Source organism: Brevundimonas sp. TWP2-3-4b1, from assembly GCF_049897665.1.
GTDB lineage: Bacteria > Pseudomonadota > Alphaproteobacteria > Caulobacterales > Caulobacteraceae > Brevundimonas > Brevundimonas subvibrioides_B.
Genome location: NZ_JAFCWQ010000015.1, coordinates 26,905 through 46,999 on the forward strand (window position 1 = coordinate 26,905; position 20,095 = coordinate 46,999).

At 68.3% G+C, this 20,095-nt stretch carries 18 protein-coding genes; 12 read left to right on the top strand and 6 right to left on the bottom strand.

Annotated features, from left to right (window positions below; translation table 11 throughout):
• Window positions 1-158 precede the first annotated feature (158 nt).
• Genes ACP7A5_RS11930 through hemE form a run of 3 tightly spaced genes read right to left on the bottom strand, consistent with a single transcriptional unit; the run spans window position 159 to window position 2,720 of the window.
• Window positions 159-623 (bottom strand): CopD family protein, encoded by a 465-nt coding sequence (locus ACP7A5_RS11930; RefSeq protein WP_426042124.1) that lies wholly within the window; start codon window positions 621-623, stop codon window positions 159-161.
• Window positions 620-1,672 (bottom strand): ferrochelatase, encoded by a 1,053-nt coding sequence (gene hemH / locus ACP7A5_RS11935; RefSeq protein WP_426042125.1) that lies wholly within the window; start codon window positions 1,670-1,672, stop codon window positions 620-622. The genes ACP7A5_RS11930 and hemH overlap by 4 nt, the downstream gene beginning before the upstream one ends.
• A gap of 10 nt (window positions 1,673-1,682) precedes the next feature.
• Complete coding sequence (hemE, locus tag ACP7A5_RS11940; RefSeq protein ID WP_426042126.1) at window positions 1,683-2,720, bottom strand: uroporphyrinogen decarboxylase; 1,038 nt, start codon at window positions 2,718-2,720, stop codon at window positions 1,683-1,685.
• 525 nt (window positions 2,721-3,245) lie between these two features.
• On the opposite strand from hemE, the gene ACP7A5_RS11945 reads away from it, so the two are divergent.
• The 5 genes from ACP7A5_RS11945 to dnaQ are packed head-to-tail and all read left to right on the top strand — an operon-like array spanning window position 3,246 to window position 6,878.
• Entirely contained in the window at window positions 3,246-4,115 is an 870-nt protein-coding gene (locus tag ACP7A5_RS11945; protein WP_426042127.1) for a pyruvate, water dikinase regulatory protein, read from the top strand.
• Complete coding sequence (locus ACP7A5_RS11950; RefSeq protein WP_426042128.1) at window positions 4,112-4,714, top strand: Maf family protein; 603 nt, start codon at window positions 4,112-4,114, stop codon at window positions 4,712-4,714. Before ACP7A5_RS11945 ends, ACP7A5_RS11950 begins: the two co-directional genes overlap by 4 nt.
• Window positions 4,711-5,511, top strand: coding sequence for a shikimate dehydrogenase family protein (locus ACP7A5_RS11955; protein ID WP_426042129.1), 801 nt, complete (start codon window positions 4,711-4,713; stop codon window positions 5,509-5,511). The genes ACP7A5_RS11950 and ACP7A5_RS11955 overlap by 4 nt, the downstream gene beginning before the upstream one ends.
• A complete protein-coding gene (gene coaE, locus ACP7A5_RS11960; protein WP_426042130.1) occupies window positions 5,508-6,149 on the top strand; it encodes a dephospho-CoA kinase in 642 nt (213 codons plus the stop codon). The genes ACP7A5_RS11955 and coaE overlap by 4 nt, the downstream gene beginning before the upstream one ends.
• Window positions 6,150-6,155: 6 nt before the next feature.
• Entirely contained in the window at window positions 6,156-6,878 is a 723-nt protein-coding gene (gene dnaQ / locus ACP7A5_RS11965) for a DNA polymerase III subunit epsilon (protein ID WP_426042131.1), read from the top strand.
• A 2-nt stretch (window positions 6,879-6,880) separates the two neighbouring features.
• On the opposite strand, the gene secB is transcribed toward dnaQ, so the two are convergent.
• On the bottom strand, window positions 6,881-7,384 hold the full coding sequence (gene secB, locus ACP7A5_RS11970) for a protein-export chaperone SecB (protein WP_303694803.1): 504 nt from the start codon (window positions 7,382-7,384) through the stop codon (window positions 6,881-6,883).
• A gap of 278 nt (window positions 7,385-7,662) precedes the next feature.
• Here secB and timA point away from each other — a divergent pair, with 278 nt between their 5' ends.
• From timA to ACP7A5_RS11985, 3 genes are all read left to right on the top strand, one after another.
• The gene (gene timA, locus ACP7A5_RS11975) at window positions 7,663-8,313 is read left to right on the top strand and encodes a TIM44-related membrane protein TimA (RefSeq protein WP_426042132.1); all 651 of its coding nucleotides are present in this window, start codon (window positions 7,663-7,665) and stop codon (window positions 8,311-8,313) included.
• A 13-nt stretch (window positions 8,314-8,326) separates the two neighbouring features.
• The gene (locus tag ACP7A5_RS11980; RefSeq protein ID WP_426042133.1) at window positions 8,327-9,415 is read left to right on the top strand and encodes an MltA domain-containing protein; all 1,089 of its coding nucleotides are present in this window, start codon (window positions 8,327-8,329) and stop codon (window positions 9,413-9,415) included.
• Window positions 9,416-9,501: 86 nt separating this feature from the next.
• On the top strand, window positions 9,502-9,951 hold the full coding sequence (locus tag ACP7A5_RS11985) for a BLUF domain-containing protein (protein WP_426042134.1): 450 nt from the start codon (window positions 9,502-9,504) through the stop codon (window positions 9,949-9,951).
• 54 nt (window positions 9,952-10,005) lie between these two features.
• Here the strand turns inward: ACP7A5_RS11985 and ACP7A5_RS11990 are convergent, their stop codons facing one another.
• Together ACP7A5_RS11990 and ACP7A5_RS11995 are read right to left on the bottom strand one after the other, a co-directional pair.
• Window positions 10,006-10,374, bottom strand: a complete 369-nt coding sequence (locus ACP7A5_RS11990; RefSeq protein ID WP_426042135.1) for a hypothetical protein — start codon at window positions 10,372-10,374, stop codon at window positions 10,006-10,008.
• Window positions 10,371-11,894 (bottom strand): helicase HerA-like domain-containing protein, encoded by a 1,524-nt coding sequence (locus ACP7A5_RS11995; RefSeq protein ID WP_426042136.1) that lies wholly within the window; start codon window positions 11,892-11,894, stop codon window positions 10,371-10,373. Before ACP7A5_RS11995 ends, ACP7A5_RS11990 begins: the two co-directional genes overlap by 4 nt.
• Before the next feature lie 90 nt (window positions 11,895-11,984).
• Here ACP7A5_RS11995 and ACP7A5_RS12000 point away from each other — a divergent pair, with 90 nt between their 5' ends.
• The 4 genes from ACP7A5_RS12000 (at window position 11,985) to ACP7A5_RS12015 (ending at window position 19,898) form a co-directional block, all read left to right on the top strand.
• Window positions 11,985-13,133: an AI-2E family transporter gene (locus ACP7A5_RS12000; RefSeq protein ID WP_426042137.1), complete on the top strand. Its 1,149-nt coding sequence runs from the start codon at window positions 11,985-11,987 to the stop codon at window positions 13,131-13,133.
• Window positions 13,134-13,451: 318 nt separating this feature from the next.
• Window positions 13,452-14,312, top strand: coding sequence for an outer membrane protein (locus ACP7A5_RS12005; protein WP_426042138.1), 861 nt, complete (start codon window positions 13,452-13,454; stop codon window positions 14,310-14,312).
• A 211-nt stretch (window positions 14,313-14,523) separates the two neighbouring features.
• Entirely contained in the window at window positions 14,524-19,431 is a 4,908-nt protein-coding gene (locus ACP7A5_RS12010; RefSeq protein ID WP_426042139.1) for an NAD-glutamate dehydrogenase, read from the top strand.
• Window positions 19,431-19,898, top strand: coding sequence for a universal stress protein (locus tag ACP7A5_RS12015; RefSeq protein ID WP_426038510.1), 468 nt, complete (start codon window positions 19,431-19,433; stop codon window positions 19,896-19,898). Before ACP7A5_RS12010 ends, ACP7A5_RS12015 begins: the two co-directional genes overlap by 1 nt.
• The last annotated feature ends 197 nt before the right edge of the window (window positions 19,899-20,095 follow it).

The following is a 20,095-nucleotide window of genomic DNA, read 5'->3' on the forward strand; positions in this document are numbered from 1 at the left end:
GAGGATGACGAAGGCCTTGCGGCCGGGTGGGAGAGCGTCGGGTCCGAAGGCGGCGAGTTCGCCAGCGATCGGTCGGCGCGAAGAGAAGGGCAGCGCCGCGAACGACGCCTCACCGCCAGCGGAACCACATTCCGGGCCCGTGGGTCAAGCGTCGCGGCTCAGAACGTCCACTCGGTTGTCACCGACAGGACCATGATGATGGCCAGCACGAACGGGATCTCATTGGTCATGCGCCAGAATCTGCCCGCTTTCGTCGAGGTCCCGGCAGCGATCCGCTTGCGTTCGGTCGACAGGAAACCGTGCCAGCCGGCCAGCAGGAAGACGCCGGCCAGTTTGGTCACCATCCACGGCTCGGCCAGAAAGGCCCAGCCCCGCATCTCGACGTCCAGATAGATGAGCCAGCCGCCAAACACGAAGGCCAGGATCATGGCCGGGTTGACGATGATGCGCAGCAGTCGTGCCTGCCACAGCCGCAGCAGGGTCTGCATCTCGGACTTCAGCGGTTCGGCCTTGCCGTTCTGTTCCGCGTCGTAGGCATACAGTCGGGGCAGGAAGAGCATCCCGGCCATCCAGGCGATGACCGCCAGGATGTGGAGGCCTCGGGCGAGGTCATAGAGGTTCACGCTGCGGCCCGTTCAGCCTGGAACGGACAGGCCTTCCGCCGCGCCTGACAGCCGGGTCCGAACGGCGCCGTACCGGTGCGGTCGAGGCTGTCGGTCACGGCCTGGGCCAGGGCGCCGATGAAGGATTCGGCCACGCCGACGGCGGGCGCCCGGAGGTAGGGATGCAGACCGGCTTCGTGGGCCAGTTCGCCGTATTCGATGTCGAGCTCAACCAGGGTCTCGATGTGTTCCGAGACGAAGGCGATGGGGGTGACGACAACGCCGACACCGTCGGCTGCGGCCTGTTTGATCGCATCCGGGGTCGAGGGGCCCAGCCATTTCATCGGCCCGACCCGGCTCTGGTAGCACAGGGCCCAGTCCTGCAATCCGGCAGCCTTGACAACAGCAGACACCGTCGATTCGATCTGTTCCTGATAGGGATCGCCTTGAGCCACCAGCTTCTCGGGAATGCCGTGGGCGGAGAACAGGACCCGCATCGGGCGGCCCGGATGGTCGCGGGCGGCCTCGGCCAACTTGCCGCAAATGCCTTCCGCCTGGGCCTCGACCCAGCCGGTGGCCCGGGGATAGCAGCAGATCGCGCGTGACCGGCCCGAGCCCGCGTAGGCGGCCTTCCAGGCCTTAAGCGACGACTGGGTCGTGGTGGTCGAGAACTGCGGATAGAGGGGCAGCAGGACCACCTCGTCAGGGCCGAAAGCGGCGACGTCGACGGCCGTTTCCTCGCTCAAGGGATGCCAGTAGCGCATGGCGACGAAACTCTTGACCTCGTCGCCGGGCAACAGGGTCGCCAGCCGGGCGTCGAGCGCCGCCATCTGTTTCCGCGTTTCGGCCTTCAGGGGCGAGCCGCCGCCGGCGTCCATCATCGCATAATTGGCCTGGGCGCTCTTCTCGCGGCGCGAGGAAATCAGCTTCGCCAGAGGCGTCCGCGCGAACCCGGGCAGGCCGATGATGGCCGAATCGTTGAACAGGTTGAACAGGAAGGGCCGCACAGAAGCGGCGTCGTCCGGGCCGCCGAGATTGAACAGGACGACTGCGATCCGTCTGCCGGTCATTTGTCGGTCCTTACTGGGCGCCCAGGCGCCTGAGCACCTGTTCGACATGGGCGATCGGCACGTCCGGCAGAATCCCGTGGCCGAGGTTGAAGATCCATGGACCCGCACCCCAGGCCTCGACAAGCTCATCCACCCTGCGGTCCAGAGCCGCACCACCGGCGCGGAGCAACAGGGGATCGAGGGCGCCCTGGATCGGCTTGATCGCCTGCACCTGTCTGCCGCGCTCCAGCGAACAGGCCGTGTCGAGCGCCACGCCCTGGACATCGACCTCGCGGGCATAACGTTCGGCATGCAGGGCTGAACCGCGCGGGAAACCGATCAGGGGGACGGTGACGCCCAGTTCTCGCACCCTGGCGACCAGCTTCTTGTGCGGCCGCATCACCAGCCGTTCGAACAGATCGTCCGGCAGGCCCTCGGCCCAGCTCTCGAATATCTTCAAGGCATCCGCGCCGGCGTCGGCCTGCATCTTCAGATAGCGGGCGGTGGCCTCGATTAGGACGTCCAGAACCGCATCGACCTTGTCCGGGTCGGAATAGGCGTAGGACCGCGCCTGGGCCCGCTCGCCCTTGCCCATCGTATTGTGGTGGCCGTCGAGCATATAGGTGGCCACGGTCCAGGGCGCGCCGGCGAACCCGATCAGGGCCCGCTCCGGCTCCAGCTCGGCCCGCACCCGGCTGAGGGTCTCCCCGACCTGATGCAGATACTCCCCGGCGCCATCGGCCAGTTCAGCCATCCGACCCGGCGACGGCATGAGACCCAGTTTCGGTCCCTCGCCGGTCTCGAACCAGACGTCCTGACCCAGGGCCTGAGGGATCAGCAGGATGTCGGCGAAGACGATGGCCGCGTCAAAACCGAACCGGCGCATCGGCTGCATGGTCGCCTCGGCGGCCATCTCAGGGTTCAGACAGAAGGCGATGAAGTCCGGGGCCTGGGCGCGCAGGGCGCGATACTCGGGCAGGTAACGACCGGCCTGACGCATGAACCAGACGGGCGGGCGCTCAAGGGTTTCACCCTGGAGGACCCGGATCAACGAAGGCGTGGTGCTCATGACCCCGGCTCTACGGTGATGAGCGCATCCCCTCAACCCCACGGCCTTCCTCTTATCCTGATCAGAATCTTAGAAATAACTGAGGAAGCAGGTAGGGCGCGGGACGGCGGGGACAGATTCGCTCTCGTCCCCACGCCGGACGGCTTTGTCCCGGGTCCCGGAAAGACTGGTCGGGGGCTGTGTGCGCGCCCGTGGAAACCGGGCAAAACCCTTAACAAAGCCTTAATGCCGGGGGCCCGGCCGGGCGTTTGACCTGAGGGGGCACTGGGGGCCGTTTACCTTTCGTTAAGCATTTCCCCAGCCGAACCGATGTCGGATCCGGGCGCGGGGATGATCCGTTGCCGGACGAGAGTGAGCTCCACCTCTGTCCCCGCTCGCCGGGCGGCGAGGCCCGCGCTATAGGTTTCGGCGCCCCGACCGAGGTTGGCGGCGCCCAGTCCGGTCCACAGGAATCCTCGCCATTCGCACCCCCTCTGATGTGGTTTTCCCTCGCCGGGGTCCGGCGCGCCCGTCGCGGGGTCCGCGATGAGCCCGGCGCGGCCCGCGGGGTCGTCGCGGCTGGCGACCTATTTCCATGTCCATCTGGTCTCGGACTCGACCGGCGAGACGCTGAACGCGATGGCCAAGGCGGTCACGGCCCGGTTCGACGGCGTCATCCCGATCGAGCACATCTATGCGCTCGTCCGGTCCGAAAAGCAGATGGAGCGAGTTCTGGCCGAGGTGGCGGCGGCGCCCGGCGTCGTCCTGCACACCATCGTCGATCGCGACCTGCGCGCTCAGCTGGAGGAGGGCTGCCGGGCGCTCGACATGCCGCATATCGGGGCGCTGGATCCTTTGGTCGGAGCCCTGTCACGGTATCTCGGCGCGGCCCTGTCGACGCGGGTCGGGGCGCAGCACGCCCTGGACCACGACTATTTCAACCGGATCGGGGCGCTGGACTACGCTATGGCCCACGACGACGGTCAGGGCACGGCCGAACAGCTGGAGGGCGCTGACGTCGTCTTGGTGGGGGTCAGCCGGACGTCCAAGACCCCGACCTGCATCTATCTCGCCCATCGAGGCGTCCGCGCGGCGAACGTGCCTCTGGTTCCGGGGCAGGAGGACGGCGAGCGGCTGGTCGGATTGAAGAATCCGCTGATCGTCGGTCTGACCGTCTCACCCGACCGGCTGGTGCAGATCCGCCGGAACCGGCTGGACGGGCTGAACGCCACCCATGCCTCGTCCTACGTTGAGCCGGACGCGGTCCGCGAGGAGACGATCAAGGCGAGGCGGGCCTTCGAAAAGCGGGGCTGGCCCACCATCGACGTGACCCGCCGTTCGGTCGAGGAGACGGCGGCGGCGATCCTGAACCTGCTGACCGACCGCCGCACCCGCCGTCTGGGAGCGTCCTGGTGACCGCCTCCCCGGAGCGGCTGATCCTGGCGTCTAAAAGCGCGGCCCGGCGGGCGATGCTGTCCGGCGCCGGCGTGCCGTTCTCGGTCCAGGTCGCCGATGTGGACGAGGATGCGGTCAAGGCGGCCCATGATCCGGCTGACCCCGCCGGGCTGGCGGTCGAGCTGGCGCGGGTCAAGGCTTTGGCGGTGTCGCGCCATGACGCCGACGCCTGGGTGCTGGGGGCGGACCAGACCCTGGCCTTCGAGGGCGGGCTGGTGTCGAAAGCGGGTTCACTGGAGGCGGCGCGGGACCGGCTGAAGGCGATGCGGGGCAAGGTACATGAGCTTCATTCGGGCGCGGCCCTCGCCCGGAACGGGCAGGTGGTCTGGTCGGGAGACGACACGGCGACGATGCGGGTGCGGAATTTTTCGGACGCCTTTCTGGACGCCTATCTGAAGGCCGAGGGCGACAGCCTGCTGGCCTGCGTTGGTTCCTACCGGCTGGAGGGGATGGGGTCGCAGCTGTTCGAGGTGGTCGAAGGCGATTATTTCACTGTGCTGGGCCTGCCGTTGTGGCCGGTTCTGGAAGAACTGCGGCGGGCGGGAGTGCTCAGGTCATGACCACCATGCGGGCGGGCCTCACGGGATGGCCTATCACCCAATCCCTCAGCCCGGTGATCCACGGCGCATGGATCGGCGCCGCTTGCCTGGACGCTACCTACCAGCCATTTCCGGCGATAGATGAGTCCGCTTTTGACGCCGTGATCGCCCGGGGACGGCAGGGCGAGTTTCTCGGCCTGAACGTGACGGCGCCTTTCAAGGAGCGTGCGCTGCAGATCGCCGACACCGCCACGCCGGTGGCGACACGGGCCGGCTCGGCCAATGTGCTGCTCTTCGAGAACGGTCAGGTCCGGGCGGACAGCGTGGATGGCGAAGGGCTGCTGATGGCGCTCGCCGGACAGGCGCCCCTCCTTCACCTCGCCGGAGCGCCGGTGGTTGTCGTGGGCGCCGGGGGCGCAGCGCGCGCGGCGGTCTCGGCCTTGGTGGATTCCGGCGCCGAGGTCGCCATTCTGAACCGGACCGTGTCACGTGCCGAGGCCCTGGCCGGAACGCTCGGCGCACGCATGGCGAAACCGGGGGATCTGGAGAGAGCCGCTGTGGTCATCAACGCTATCAGCGGGCCCTCTGACCTGGATGTCTCGCAACTGGCCGATCACGCCGTGGTCATGGATATGGGCTACCGGCCCCGGATAACGCCGCTGTTGTCGCGCGCTCGCGATCGGGGCCTGACGGTCGTCGACGGCCTGGGGATGCTGATCGGGCAAGCGCGACCGTCGTTCCGGGCCTTTTTCGGCCACGATCCGGCGCCGATCAACATTCGTCGCGTTGCCTTGGCCGTGCTGGGGGAGGATGGATGATCGTGCTCGGCCTCACCGGCTCGATCGGCATGGGCAAGTCGACCACCACCGCCCTGTTCGCCGAGCACGGCGCCCTGATCTGGAACGCCGACGACGCGGTTCACGCCCTCTATGCCCGCGGCGGGGCGGCGGTCGAGCCGGTCGGCGAGGCCTTTCCGGGTGTGGTCGTTGACGGCGCCGTGGATCGCGGGCGGCTGGCCGAGGCGCTTGGCCGCGACGAGACGGCCTTCCGACGACTGGAGACCCTCGTCCACCCGCTCGTCGCCGCCGGCCGCATGACCGATCTGGAGGCGGCGCGGGCGGCGGGCGTGAAGCTGGCCGTCCTCGACATTCCCCTGCTGTTCGAGACTCGCGGCGACCGGGCCGTGGATGCGGTGGTCGTGGTCAGCGCCGACGCAGCCACCCAGCGTCGCCGGGTTCTGGCCCGGCCCGGAATGACGGCGGAGCGGCTCGAGGCCATTCTGGCGCGTCAGATTCCGGACGGAGAAAAGCGCCGTCGCGCCGACTTCGTGATCGACACCGGCCGGGGCCTCGACGCCGCCCGGACCCGGGTCGCCGAAATCGTGGGGATCGTTCTGGCGCCGGACTGGAAACCACCCCGCCGGACTCTTTCGGGCGCCGCCGAAACACCCCATTAGAAGGGCATGTCCCGCGAAATCGTCCTCGACACCGAAACCACCGGCTTCGACCCTCGCACGGGCGACCGGCTGATCGAGGTCGGCTGTATCGAGATCGAGGACCTGCTGCCGACCGGCCGGACCTTCCACCGGTTCGTCAATCCGGAGCGGCTGATCCCCGCCGACGCCATCCGGGTGCACGGCATTACCGACGACAAGGTCAGGGACGCGCCGAAATTCGCCGAGATCGTCATCGATCTGATGGCGTTCATCGGCGAGGCCCCGGTCATCGCCCACAACGCCCAGTTCGACCGCAATTTCATCGATCATGAGTGCGGTCGCTGCGGTCACGCCCTGCTGCACGAGACCCGCTGGATCGACACCCTGCAGCTGGCCCAGAAACGCTGGCCGGGCATGCCCAACTCGCTGGACGCCCTGTGCAAACGCTACAAGGTCAGCCTCGTCGACCGTGCGTTCCACGGCGCCCTGATCGACGCCCGCCTTCTGGCCGAGGTCTATCTGGAGCTGAAAGGCGGCAAGGAGCGTGTGCTGGACCTGTCCAGCCGTCGCGAGAGCCAGGCCGCCGCAGCCCATGCGGCCGCCGGCGGCTATCAGCCACGATCACGGCCGCTCACGCCGCGCATTCACCCCGAGGAGGCCGAGGCGCACCGCGCCTTCCTTCTGGCGACGCTTAAAGACCAGTCGCTGTGGGCCGGTTACGGGCTCGATGTCGTCGAGCCCGCTGCCTGACCTCAGGCCTGGCCGGTCGCGTCCGGCTGGGCGGCGATCTGTTGCTGGCGCGCCGCATAGATGCCGGCGAAGTCGATCGGATCCAGCATGAAGGGCGGATAGAAGCCGCCGTCCGCGGTCGCCCCGGCCACGATCTCACGGGCGAAGGGGAACAGATAGCGCGGGCATTCGATCAGCAGCATCGCCTCGATCGCGTCTTCCGGCACGCCTTCGAGCTGGAACAGGCCGCCGTACAGCAGCTCGACCTGGAAGACCGGCATCGTGTCGGTCGAGGCCTTGATCGACAGCTTGACGTCGACTTCGAACAGGCCGTCGGGACGACCTTGGGCGTTGAGCTCGACGCCCATGTCGATCTGGGGCTTGCCTTCGAGGCGCAGGCTGTCGGGGGCCCTGGGGTTCTCGAACGACAGGTCGCGGACGTACTGCGCCAGGATGCGGAAGCCCAAGGTGGCGGGGCGTTCGGTCGGGTTGGCGCCGTTGGCGTCGGGGGGCGAAACGTCGGTCATGGAGGCGAAGCCGTTCAATATGGCGGAAAAGCGAGGCGCCGCGACTAGCATCCGCCCGGACGTCCCGCAACTTTCCCTGTCCGAGGGGCGCTATCGCACCGCCGTGCGGCGGTTCGCAGCCTGAGCGCGTTCGGGGCGCGCTGCGGGGTAGCGGCGGCATGTCACAACTCGCCGGGGGTGCGTCGCGGCTTGCGCACGCCCATATCAGCCCGTAATCGTCCTGTCCGACGCGCCCGGCCCTCATGGCCGGGATCAGGACGCCATCCCAGGGATACCCCGTGCCGGTACAGTTCCAGCTCGTCATCTTCGCCGTTATCGCCGCGGTCGTCCTGTTCCAGCTCTACAATGTGCTGGGCAAGAAGGTCGGCCGTCAGCCTCAGGAGGACGCCAAGACGCCAGCCCTGCCCGCTACGGGCGCGACGGGTCCCGAAGCCCAGGCCCGCGTGCCCGCGCTCGACGCCGCCACCCTGGCGGCCGCCGCCTTGCTGCGCGCCCGCGACCCGGCCTTCGATCCGGCCAAGTTCATCGACGGCGCCCGTCAGGCCTATGAAACCATCGTGCGGGGCTACGCCTCCGGCGACCGCGCGGCTCTGAAGCCGCTGCTGACCCCCGAGGTCCTCGCCTCGTTCGAGACCGGCATCGCCGCCCGCGAGATCCGGGGCGAAACCGAACAGGTCGAATTCCTGCATGCGCCGCGCGCCGACCTGGAACTGGCCTCGGCCGAGGGCGACCGCGCTGTCGCCAAGGTCCGCTTCCTGGCCGAGATCCGCTCCAAGGTCCTCCTGCCCGAGGCCGAGGCGACTCCGGGCGCTCCGGCCGAGCCCCGCATCGAAGAGCGCCGCACGGCCGAGCACTGGACCTTCGAACGCTCCCTGGGCGCTGCAGACCCCAACTGGGTCCTCGCCCGCGTCGAACCCGCCAACGCCTAGGGCCGGCCGCGCCTTGGGACTCGACCTGAGGCTTGTAATTGCGGGCGCGCTCCTGCTCCTGGCGGGGTGTGCGACGCCCCGGCCCGGGCCTCCGGTCCCGCCGACGGGTCCCACGCCCACCGCTCCGCCGCAGGTTCCCAGCCTGCCGGGGCCGCAGAGCCTTCCCGGCTGGGCCGATGAAGACCACCTCGCCGCCTTCCAGGCCTATGCCGAGACCTGTCGCGTCGCGCGTGAGCCGGCTGCCGTGCGTCAGTGCGAGCGAGCCCAGCACATCAGGTGGACATCACGCCCGGTGACGCCTTCCATGGCCAGGGCCTTCTTCGAGGACGGCTTCGGGATCGTGGCAGCCCCACCCGCCGAGGGCCGGTCACCCCTGCTGACCGCCTATTTCGCTCCCGAGTATCCGGCCCGGCGCACCCCGGACCGGGAGTTCGACAGCCCCGTTCTCGGCCGCCCCTCCGGCTGGTCGCGGGGCCAGGTTCTGGACGAGCGCGCCGTGATCGAGGCCGGGCCCGCGCCCTCGCCGCCCCTGGCCTGGATGCGCGCCGAGGACCTGTTCTTCCTCCAGATCCAAGGGTCCGGCTATCTGACGTTCGAGGACGGATCGAAGGCGCGCGCCGCCTATGCCGCCGACAACGGGCGGAACTTCGTCGGCATCGCCCGGCCGATGGCGGAGCGCGGCCTCCTGCCGACGAACGGAACCTCGGGCGACGCGATCCGCGCCTGGCTGGCGGCCCATCGCGGGCCCGAGGCGCGGGCGATCACGGCCCTGAACCCACGCTACATCTATTTCTCGCTGGACCCCGACGACGGCGGACACCCGGCGGGCGCGGCCGGTGTTCCCCTGCAGGCCCGGCGGGCCATCGCGGTGGATCCGGCCAGCTGGACCTATGGCGATCTGGTGTGGATCTCGGCCGGCGCCGGAAACCTGGTCGGGGCGCGGCATGACTACACCGGCCTGGTCATGGCGCTGGACACCGGCTCGGCCATTCGCGGCCCGGTGCGCGCCGATCTCTACATGGGCCGGGGCGAGGCGGCGGGGGCGGAGGCCGGGGCGGTGCGGCATCCCTTGCGCATGTGGCGGCTGGTTCCGAGACCCTGAGCCTCCCCGCTGAATTCCCGCGCCGTTAGGGTTTCTGGTGAAAAGCGCCTAGATGGGCGGCGGATTCGCCGCCTGGCCATCCTCCCATGACATCCCCGACCGTTCGCACGCCGCAGCCCCTTACGGAGCGCGTGCTCGAACGCCTCGTGTATCGCAGCGACGCTGTGGGCGCAGCCGACGGTCCGATGGACCTGTCCGAGATCGTGGCGACCTCGGTGCGCAACAATGGCCGACGCCGGATCACCGGCGCCCTGGCATATCAGGCAGGAACCTTCGTCCAGGTGCTGGAGGGTGATCCCGAAGCGCTGACCGCCCTGATGGCGGACATCGAGGCCGACGCGCGGCATCGCAATGTGCGCGTCCTGGCCCGCTGGCCGGTTCAGGCCCAGCTGTTCCTCGGCTGGGCCATGGTGCTGGTCGACACCCGCAAGCTGTCGCCCCACCTGTCCAAACTCCTGTCCCAGACGGGGTCGGGCGCCCAGGTCACTGGCGTGATCGCTGATCTCGCCAACGCCCGTTTGGGCTCGATGGTCTAGGCGGCGGGCTGTGGCTCAGGCTTTGGCGGCTGCTTCCGAAGAAGGTCGTTACGCCTAGGGGACGCGTTCGACGCGGAGAAGTTGTTCAATCGTACCGTCAGGTTGCCGGCCGAACATCCCTTCCACCCGCGCCGTGGATACCGTGTCGTCCGCAAAGCGAGCGCTCGGGCTGAAGGTGCACGCAATATGGCCTTCCGACGGGCCACAATCGACGGCTTCCACAGACAACAGCGTCGAGGGTTGCCCCTGCTTGCCAACCAGATAGGCCAATCGAAACTGGAAATTTGTCCAGTGCTCCGTGACGTAAGCCTGAATCTCATGTTCGCTGGCCATGTTGGTGGAGAGCGATAACGGACTGCTGACGCAGGCCGAGAGCGCTGCGGCCGTAGTCGCCGACGCAATCCTGATGATGAGCTTTTTCATCGCCTCAATCCGCCCAGAATGCCCCGCAACAACTCCCGCGTCAGGGTCGACCCTGCCGTGCGCAGGACCGACTTGGTCAGGGCCTCCATCGGCGTTTGACGGTTCGATTTGCGCGGCGCCCTGGGTGCGGGCGGCGCCTTCGGAGCCGCCGGAGCCCGACCCTGCGGCGCGGGTTTTCCGGCCGGCGCGGTCGCGGCCTCGGTTTGCGCGTGGCGGGCGGTGAGGATTTCCTCGGCGGACTCGCGGTCCGTGACGGTGTCATAGACCCCCTTCACCGGGCTGGCCGCCATGACGGCGGCGCGTTCGACATCGGTCGCCGGCCCCAGACGGCTGTCCGGCGGCCGGATCAGTGTGCGGGCCACGACGCGGGGCGCCCCCTTCTCGTCCAGCGTTGAGACCAGGGCCTCGCCGGTGCCCAGCGCCTGGATGGCGTCGGCCGTATCGAAGGCCGGATTGACCCGGAAACTGTCCGAGGCCGCCTTCAGGCCGCGCTGATCGGACGGGGTGTAGGCGCGCAGCGCATGCTGGATGCGGTTGCCGAGCTGGGCGAGGACGCTGTCGGGGATATCCGCCGGGTTCTGGGTGATGAAATAGACCCCGACCCCCTTGGACCGGATCAGGCGCACGACCTGTTCGACCTTTTCCAGCAGGGGTTTGGGCGCGTCCCTGAACAGCAGGTGGGCCTCGTCGAAGAAGAAGACGAGACGAGGTTTCTCGGGGTCGCCGATCTCTGGCAGCTGTTCGAACAGCTCGGACATCAGCCACAGCAGGAAGGCGCCGTACAGGCGCGGGCTGTTCATCAGCCGCGTCGAGTCCAGCACATTGACCTGACCCAAAACACGACCTTGGCCGTCCAGCGACGTCCGCATCATGTCGGTCAGTTTCAGAGCGGGTTCGCCGAAGAAGGCGTCGCCGCCGTCCTGTTCCAGCTGCAGCAGGGCGCGCTGGATCGAGGCGATCGAGGCGGGGGCTACATTGCCGACCTCGCGACCGATGCGGGCGGCGTTCTCGGCGACATAGGTCAGCATCGACCTGAGATCGTCGAGGTCGAGCAGCAGCAGGCCTTCCTTGTCGGCGACGTGGAAGGCGACCGTCAGCACCCCCTCCTGCACGTCGTTGAGGTCCAGCATCCGGGCCATCAGCAGCGGTCCGATTTCCGATACGGTCGCCCGGACCGGGTGCCCCTTCTGCCCGTACAGATCCCAGAACACCGTCGGCGCGGCCTTCGGCGCCAGGGTCAGGTTCATCCCGGCGGCGCGGGCCAGTAGCTTCTCATTGGGGGTTCCGACCTGGCTGATGCCCGAAAGGTCTCCCTTCACGTCGGCGCAGAAGACCGGGACGCCCATCTCGGAAAAGCCCTGGGCCATGATCTGCAGCGTGACAGTCTTGCCGGTGCCGGTCGCACCCGCGATCACCCCGTGCCGGTTGGCCCGATTCCACAGCAGGATCTCGCGCTGGGGCGTCTCCCCATCGGCGGACTGGCCCAGGAACAGGCCGGGGTTGGCGGCGGCGTCGGTCATGCAAATCTCCTTGTCCGATGCTTAGCCGTGGCCGGCTCGCGCGCCAATCGGCGATTGACCGGCGCCGCGACGCCCCCGAAAAGATTAGTCATGAAACCACCGATCGCCGTTCCGACATCGACTGTGGCCCGCAACGCCCTGGTGACCCTGGCCGTGGTGGCTGGGGGCGCGGCGCTTTACTGGCTGCGGGACATCCTGACGCCGCTGGCGATGGCGATCTTCCTGTTGATCATGATCGACGGGGTGAAGCGCTTCATCGAGGACCGGACTCGTCTGCCCCGTCACTTGGCCGGGACGGCGGCCCTGGCTGTGGTGGTCCTGGCTTTCCTGGCCTCCATCGCCTTCATCGTGAACGGGGCGGCCGGGTTCTTCACCGACGCCTCGGGGGTGTCCAGCGGCATCGGGCCCCGGATCGACGCCATCATCGCCGACGGCGGGCGGCTGTTCGGCATGGCGACGCCCCCGACGGCCCATGAGTTGTTCGCCGGGCTGGATATCCGCGGCTACCTGACCACCCTGGCCTTCCAGGTGCAGGGGGTTGTCTCCGGCGCCTTCTTCGTCATGGTCTATCTGGCCTTCCTGCTGGCGGCCCAGACGGGCTTCCGGCGCAAGCTGGTCAATCTGTTCCCCAACCGGGAGGCGCGTCAGGAGGCCAGCGAGGTATTCGAACGCGTGCGAAGCGGGGTCGAGGGCTATCTGTGGGTCCAGACCGTGACCGGGGGCATCATCTGCGTCGCCGCCTGGATCCTGATGCGTCTGGTAGGCCTGCAGAACGCCGAGTTCTGGACCTTCGTGATCTTCGTGGTCGGCTTCATTCCGGTGCTGGGCGGGGCGATCGCCGGTCTCGCGCCGCCCCTGTTCGCCCTGGTCCAGTTTCCCACCTACTGGCCGGCCCTGATCCTGCTGGTGGGGCTGCAGCTGATCCTGTTCGTGGTCGGCAACGCGATCCAGCCGCGCATGCAGGGCGAAAACCAGAACATCGACCCCGTCGCGGTTCTTCTGGCCCTGGCCCTGTGGGGCAAGATGTGGGGCGTGGTCGGCATGTTCCTGTCGACCCCCCTTGCGGTCATGGCCATGGCGATCCTGGCCGAGTTCAAAGGATCGATGTGGATCGCGATCCTCCTGTCGGGGGACGGCAGGCCCTTTGCCGACGAGGCGGAGGAAGAGCGGACGCACAGGCCGCCGGCCCGCCGTCCGGCCCGCGTCAAACCGCCGCGCGCCGGAGCCGCAGAACCCTGAAACCCGACCCCTTGCGAGCCGGTTCGGTCGATCCCATCTGCTATCCAGACGTCGCGGCCCCCTCCCCTCCCCCAAGGCCGCGGCGGCATCGACCGGCGCCCGTTCCCCCCTCCAGCGCCGGTCCAAGAGAGGCCGTCGGACGCCCGTCCGACGGCCTTTTTCTTTGCCGAATCAGCGATTCGGTGAGCACCCCGCCCTCCTTGAAATCCACGCGCGCACCGCATCTGTGAGGAACGCGCCGACGTCCCTGTCGTTAGGCTCGCCGGAAGGGTTGCCTCGCCGCGCTTCTGCGTCGCGTTCGACCAAGGACGGAAAAACATGATCAAAATCATCTCCACGGCCGCCACGGCGCTGCTTCTCACGGGTGTCGCCGCACCGGCCATGGCGCAAAGCTGGATGCCGAACGGGACCGCCACGCGCGACTGGTCGGGCCCCTATGTCGGCGTCTACGGCAGCGCCACAAAGGCCAACGACCAGGACGACGAGCGTCTCCGGTTCGACCGAAACCTGGACGGAAACTTCGGCGATACGGTCGTCACTACGGCCGGCGCCGACGCCTTCAGCGCCGGTTCGTGCGGCGGCTCGGCCAACGGCAATGTGCCGACCGCCGGCTGTGATGACGACGCCAGCGGCTCCGAAGGCGGCATTCGCGCGGGCTGGGACTTCCAGTTCGGCTCTTTCGTGGTCGGAGCCGTGGCGGAATACTCGGGCTTTGCGGGCGCTGAAGACAGCCTGACTTCCTATTCGACCACGCCGGCCGCCTACACCTTCGAGCGCAAGCTGCAGAACCTGGCCGCCCTGCGCGCCCGGGTCGGCTACGCCTTGGGTCCGGCCTTGATCTACGGCACGGCAGGCGGCGCGACCGGCGAGATGTCGAACCAGTTCTACTCGTCGAACACCCAGAACAGCTTCACCGCCACTACCGATGACGACCAGGCCGACGGCTACCAGGCCGGCGGCGGCGTTGAATACATGCTGGCTCCAAAACTCAGCGTGACCGGCGAGTATCTCTACACCTCGCTGGAAGCGCCCGATTTCGACATCCGCGTCGGGCGGGGCAATGCAATCGCAACCAATCCCTTCGTCCTGACCCCCAACACCACGGGTACGGACATGCGACGTTCCAACGGCCGCTTCGGCCTGCATGCCGTCCGGATCGGCATGAACTACCGTTTCTGATCTTCCCCTCGATCAGTGAACGGTGATCAGACGCCGGGTTCTCGAAAGAGGACCCGGCGTTTGTCGTTTCCGGCCTTCCCCGGCCGCGCGGACCAGCCTATCCAGCCATCAGGGACGGGACGCGTCGTCTTGGTGACACCGCAGTAACAGTCGATCGATAGCGTCCGGTCCAGATCCTGGCGGCCCTGCCGCGCCTTTCGAGACCCTGCCCATGCCCGGCGACCTCCGCACCTCCTCCCAGCCCTCCAGCCCGGAGGCGCTGCAACGGGCCTTCGCGGAGGCTCTGGGAGGCGGAGGGACCCTCGACGGGCTGGAGCAGTCCTTCGTCATCCAGGCCTGGGAAGACTACGCCGAGGACGAGACGCCGGAGCTGGCGGGAGAAGACGTCGGCGCCGTTCTGGCCGACGCCTGGCGCTGGGCTGAACGCAGGACGCCGGGCGAATCCCGGGTCCTGGTCCAGCCGTTGTCCGCCGCCGGGGGCCGCGCGACCCCCTATGACGTCCTTCGCATCGTCCAGGACGACAGGCCCTTCCTGGTCGACAGCGTCATGGGCGAACTGGCGGACACCGGCGTTTCGGTCCGCGCTTTGTTCCACCCGGTCCTGAATCTGGCCCGACAGGCCGACGGCACGCGCAAGGCTGCCGCCGACGCCCGTGAATCCCTGATCGTCCTTGTCATCGATCCCCTGCCGCCCGAACGCCGCGAGGCGCTCAAGGCCGGCGTCGAACAGACCCTGGCCGACGTGCACACGGCCGTCGCCGACTACCCGGCCATGAACGAACTGATGGCGCGCTCGATCGCCCATCTGGAAGCCTGCCCCGGCGGCATCGACCCGGAGATCGTGGCCGAGAACCTGGAGTTCCTGCGCTCGCTCAACGACGACGCCTTCGTCTTCCTGGGCGCCCGCGACTACGACTATCCGCGCACCTCGGACGGCGGCTATGCGGCCGAGGCCCCGCTGGACCAGTCCGCCGCCGGCGTCGGCGTCCTGCGCGATCCCCAGCGGACGGTTCTGAGGCGCACCTCGGAGCCCGCCGTCCTGACCGCCCAGATGAAGCGCCAGATCGACCTGTCGGACCCGGTCACCGTGGCCAAGGCCAATCTGCGCAGCCGCGTCCATCGCCGCGCCTATATGGATTACGTCGGGGTCAAACGGTACGGCGACGACGGCCGTCCCTCGGGCGAGACCCGCTTCGTCGGCCTGTTCACCGCCGAGGCCTATGACCGGCCGCCGTCACAGGTGCCGCTGATCCGCAGGAAGGTCGCCAAGGTCCTCGACCGCGCCGGAAAGGCGCCCGGCAGTCACAACGAGAAGCGGTTGAAGAACATTCTGGAGAACTATCCCCGGGACGAACTCTTCCAGATTTCGGAAGACGAGTTGCTGACGACGGCTCTGGGCATCCTGCACCTGTTCGACCGGCCCCGGATCAAGATCTTCACCCGCAAGGACCCGTTCGACCGGTTCGTCTCGGTCCTGGCCTTCGTGCCACGCGAGCGCTACGACGCCGGGGTGCGCGAGCGGATCGGCCGCATCCTGGCCCGGGCCTGGGGCGGACGTCTGTCGGCCTGGTATCCGCAGCTGTCGGACGCGCCCCTGGTGCGCATCCACTATATCATCGGCGTGACCCCGGGCGGACACCCGACGCCGGACGCGCGGGCTCTGGACGCCGAGATCATCGAGACCGGCCGCAGCTGGGTCGATCGCTTCGAAGGCGCACTCCGCGCCGCCGAGGTCGACGACAGCCAGATCGGCGCCATGAGCGCCCGCTGGGCCGAAGCTTTCGGACCGGGCTACCGGGAGCGCTACGACGCCGCGGAGGCGGTCAATGACCTGCAGGAAATCGATCGCCTGAACGAGACCGGCGACACGACCGTCGGCGAACCTGTCGCCGTGCGCGCCTTCCGCCATGCCGACGACAGCCCGCTGCAATTCCGTTTCAAACTCTATCGTCGCGGCGCGGCGGTGCCCTTGTCCGACGTCCTGCCGGTCCTGGCCGACATGGGCTTGAAGACGCTGGAGGAATTCGGCCACGCCATCCGGCCCGCCGGCCAGACCGGCTCGGCTCAGGAAATCCACGTCCACGAATTCCTGCTGGAGGATCCGCGCGGCGCAGCGCTCGAGTTCGGCGACATCAAGGGCCCGTTCGAAGTGGCCTTCTCGGCCGTCTGGTCCGGCCAGACCGAGAGCGACGGTTTCAACCGTCTGGTGCTCGAACTCGGCGTCGGCTGGCGCGAGGCGGCCCTGATCCGCACCCTGGCCCGTTATCGCCAGCAGACGGGTTTAGATCCCTCCCAGGCGGTGCAGGAAGAGGCGCTGCGCGACTATCCCGCCATCGCCCGCGCCCTTCTGTCCTTCTTCGCCTGCAAATTCGACCCGGCCCACGGGGGTCCGGCCGATGATCGTGCGTCCGCGTGCACCGAACTGACGGACAAGATCAACGCCCTGCTGATGGACGTAAAGTCGCTGGACCATGACCGGGCGCTGCGCCGGATGATGGCCCTGGTCGGGGCGATCAAGCGCACCAACTATTACCAGGCGACAGCCGACGGCGGCTTCAAGCCGCACATTTCGATCAAGATCGCCTCGCGCGAACTCGACGACCTGCCCCTGCCCAAACCCTATCGCGAGATCTTCGTCTGGGCGCCGCACATCGAGGGCGTCCACCTGCGCTTCGGCCCGGTCGCGCGCGGGGGCCTGCGCTGGTCTGACCGCCGCGACGATTTCCGCACCGAGGTCCTGGGTCTGGTGAAGGCCCAGCAGGTCAAGAACGCCGTCATCGTGCCGGTCGGCTCCAAGGGCGGCTTCTTCCCGAAATACCTGTCCGGCATCGTGCGCGCCGGCGGCGATCGCGACGCCCAGCAGGCCGAGGCCATCCGCGCCTACAAGACCTTCCTGTCGGGCCTTCTGGACATCACCGACAACATCGCCGCCGACGGCCTGGTCACCCATCCGTCCAGTGTCGTCGCCTTCGAGGGGGATGATCCCTATCTGGTCGTGGCCGCCGACAAGGGCACGGCGACCTTCTCCGACATCGCCAACGGGGTCTCGGCCGACTACGGCTTCTGGCTCGACGACGCCTTCGCCTCGGGCGGGTCGGTCGGTTACGACCACAAGGCCATGGGCATCACGGCGCGCGGCGCCTGGGAGGCGGTCAAGCGCCACTTCCGCGAAATCGGCAAGGACATCCAGACCGAGCCCTTCACCGTGGTCGGCGTCGGCGACATGTCGGGCGACGTGTTCGGCAACGGCCTGTTGCTGTCGAAGGCGTCAAAACTGGTCGCCGCCTTCGACCACCGCGACATCTTCATCGACCCGACGCCCGACCCGGCCTCGTCCTGGGTCGAGCGCGACCGCCTGTTCGCCCTGCCGCGCTCGTCCTGGCAGGACTATGACAAGACGCTGATCTCGGCAGGCGGCGGAGTCTTCTCGCGCTCGGCCAAGTCGATCGAACTGACCCCGGAGATCCGCGCCGCCCTCGACATCACCGATACAGCCCTGGACCCCGTCAGCCTGATCCGCGCCATCCTCAAGGCGCCGGCGGAGCTGCTCTATCTCGGCGGCATCGGCACCTATGTGAAGTCCGCGCTCGAGACGGACGCCCAGGTCGGGGACAAGGGCACCGACGCCCTGCGGATCAATGCCGACGAACTGAGGGTCAAGGTGGTGGGAGAGGGGGCCAACCTCGGCTTCACCCAGGCGGGGCGGATCGCCTTCGCGGCCGGTGGCGGACGCATCAATACCGACGCCATCGACAACTCCGCCGGGGTCGACACCTCCGACCACGAGGTCAACATCAAGATCCTGATCGGCTCGGCGGTCACCAACGGCGTCCTGCCGCTGGCGGAGCGCGTGCCCCTTCTGGCCTCGATGACCGAAGAGGTCGGGCTGAAGGTCCTGGCCCACAACTACGACCAGACCCTGGCCCTGACCCTGCAGCAGGCTGAGGGGGCCGGCGCGCTCGACACCCAGCAGCGCTTCATGCAGGCGCTGACCGCGCGCGGCAAACTGGACCGCAAGGTCGAGGGTCTCCCGGGTGACGTCCGCATCGGCGAGATGAAGATGGCGGGCCTGGCCCTGACCCGGCCCGAGCTGGCCGTGCTGATGGCCTATTCCAAGCTCGAACTCGCCGATGAGATCGTGGCCTCGAAGGCGCCGGAGGATCCGTTCTTCGAGGAGACCCTGGTCCGCTACTTCCCCGAACCGCTGGCCCGTTTCGAGGAGCAGATGCGCGGCCACCGGCTGCGGCGCGAGATCGTGGCGACGGTTCTCTGCAACGAGATCGTCAACATGACGGGTCCGACCTTCCCCGATCGCCTGCGGGCGGCGGCCGGGTGCGACACGACGGCCCTGGTCATCGCCTTCGAGGCCGCGCGGCGGGTCTTCCGCCTCGACGAGGCTTGGGACGCGGTCAGTGCGCTGGACCTCAAGGTTCCGGCCGAGACCCAGACAGCCCTCTATCTGGAAATCTCCACCGTGCTGCGGCGCCAGACCTTCTGGCTGGCGCGCCGCGCGGGCAAGGCGGGGGCGACGGTCCAGGGACTGATCGAGGCCTATCGCCCGGCGGCCGATGCTCTGCGAGGCGCGGGCGGTGATGTCCTGTCGCGCTTCGAACAGGGGCGTCTGGCCGATCGGCTGAAGTCGTTCGCCGGCATGGGGGTGGGCGAAGACCTTGCCCAGACCATCTCCATGCTGCGTCCCCTGGTCGCCACGGCCGACGTCGGTGATCTGGCGAAGGACGCCGGCTGGTCCGAGCCCCGGATGGCGCGCCTCTATCACCAGGTGGGCGCGGCCTTCGACTTCGACCGCCTGCGCGCCGCCGCCGGCGCCGTGCCGTCGGGCGATCATTTCGACCGCCTGGCCGTGCGTCGCCTGATCGAGGACCTGATGGCCGAACAGGTCGCCCTGACCCGCGCGGTGGCGCTGTCCTCCGAACCGGCGGTGGGCGACACCGAGGCGAACGCCGAAGCGGCCGTGGACGCCTGGATCGGATCGCGTCAGGCCGTGGTCGAAGGCGTTCGCGCCGCTGTGGACGAGATCGAGGCCTCGGGCACGGGCTGGACCTTCGCCAAACTGACCATCGCCAATGGCCAGATCCGCCAGGTCGTGGGCGCGCTTTGATGGCCCGCAAATTCCTCGTTGTCGTCGACGACAGCCCCGAGTTCGAGGCGGCCCTGCGCTATGCCTCGCGCCGGGCGCGGTCGACCGGCGGCAGGGTAGCCTTGCTGCGGATCATTCCGGGGGGGTCGGACGAGCACTGGGCCGGGGTGCGCGACGAAATCCAGCGCCAGCAGCGGGCCGAGGCCGAAGCGCTTCTGAACCGGCTGGGCGAAGAGGCGCAGGAACGCTCGGGCGCCCAGCCGGTCTTCCTGATCGAGGAGGGCGAGCCCCAGGCGGCCATCCGCAAGGTCTGCGGCGACGATCCTGAGATCAAGATCCTGGTCCTGGCCGCCGGAACCGGCAGCCGGGGTCCGGGTCCGCTGGTGTCGGCGGTGCTGAAACAGGGCGCCGCTTTCGGCGGGCGCAAACTGCCGGTGACCATCGTGCCGGGAGAGCTGACCGACGCCGAGATCGAGGATCTGGCGTAAGGTCTTCCTTCTCCCCTTGCGGGAGAAGGTGGCCGGAGCGCAGCGGAGGTCGGATGAGGGGTCACGTCGGCCTTGAAAGTCGTTCCCTCCAGCCCCCATTCCAGCTTTCGGTGTGACCCCTCATCCGTCGGGCTTCGCCCGCCACCTTCTCCCGCAGGGGGAGAAGGGAATTTGGCTTGATACCCATCAACGGATCC